The organism is Bradyrhizobium macuxiense (assembly GCF_007993935.1).
Taxonomy (GTDB): domain Bacteria; phylum Pseudomonadota; class Alphaproteobacteria; order Rhizobiales; family Xanthobacteraceae; genus Bradyrhizobium; species Bradyrhizobium macuxiense_A.
The window spans coordinates 186-1393 of the sequence record NZ_VITY01000044.1 but is presented as its reverse complement, the minus strand read 5'-3'; the positions used below and the strand labels follow the sequence as shown (position 1 = coordinate 1393).

Below are 1208 nucleotides of genomic sequence, written 5' to 3'. Positions count from 1 at the left end.
GCCGGCAACTGTTATGTTGAAGGAGCCGCCCGATAGGGTTTTCGGTCGCGCATCATCGCGTTGAGGATGGTGAGCAGCTTTCGAGCGACGGCAATGAGAGCAAGCTTGGCCGGTTTGCCGGCGGCTCGCAGCTTTGTGTAGAAGGCCTTGAAGGGGTCGGCGCGGCGGACCGCGTTCAGGGCGGCCATGTAGAGGGCATCGCGGACGCGCTTACGGCCGCCTCCGATCTTTCGTTTGCCTCGGTAGGTGCCACTGTCGACGTTGAAGGGAGCCAGTCCGGCAAGGGCGGCAGCCTGCTTCGGTCCAATGCGACCGAGTTCCGGCATCTGCGTGATCAGCTGCATGGAAGCTACGGGACCGATGCCTGGCAGGGAGCGCAACAGCTGCGCGTCCTGCGAGATCTCGGGCTCGGCCTTGATGAGCGCACTGATCTCGGCCTCGATCTCGGCAATCTCGTTGTCCAGAACATCAATGAAGCGGGAGATGCGGCTCACGATGGCGCAGTCAGTGGCTTCGCTGCGGCGGTTCTTCTCCTGGCTCCGCATGTGAACCATTTGATCGCGCCGTTTGGCCAGCCAAGCCAGGGCGTCGCGGGCCGGCGTGCCAACCGGTTCCGTTACGGGCTGCATGGCGCGCGCAAAGGCGGCGAGGACGCGAGCGTCGATCGGATCCGTCTTGGCGAGCTGGCCGCAAGCACGGGCGAAGTCGCGAGCCCGGGCCGGATTGATCCGAGCGAAGCGGATGCCGGCCCGACGCAAGGCCTCGCGCAGCTCGAGGTCATAGATGCCGGTGGCCTCAAAGACCACCAGCGCATCGCATCGCCAACGCGCCACCAGCTCTGTGATGGCATGTGGCGTGTTGGCGATGCGTTCCGGCACACCGACTGCTTCGTCGAAGATATCAAGATAGCGTTTGGAGACGTCGATTCCGACACAACGAGGGGATATGATCATGATGCCTGTCCCTGTGGTGCGAGGTCTGTTGGCGCAGCCTCGTGCAACTGTTCAGGTTTGTGGATGAAACGGGCGGGAGACCGAGCCGGCTCACGGCGTCAAGCGCCAAGGACCCAACGGCTTCCCGCCCACCCCATCATGACAGACAATCCAGACACAGGGGATATGATCATGATGCCTGTCCCTGTGGTGCGAGGTCTGTTGGCGCAGCCTCGTGCAACTGTTCAGGTTTGTGGATGAAACGGGCGGGAGACG

1 protein-coding gene is annotated in these 1208 nt (G+C 63.0%); it reads right to left on the bottom strand.

Annotated elements, in window-relative coordinates:
• Positions 1-11: 11 nt before the first annotated feature.
• Entirely contained in the window at positions 12-953 is a 942-nt protein-coding gene (locus FBZ93_RS40375; protein WP_146993228.1) for a transposase, read from the bottom strand.
• Positions 954-1208: the final 255 nt, after the last annotated feature.

What these genes read in the sequence shown, in the direction of transcription:
- FBZ93_RS40375 (WP_146993228.1), bottom strand. Translation starts at nt 953, where the DNA reads ATGATCATATCCCCTCGTTGTGTCGGAATCGACGTCTCCAAACGCTAT.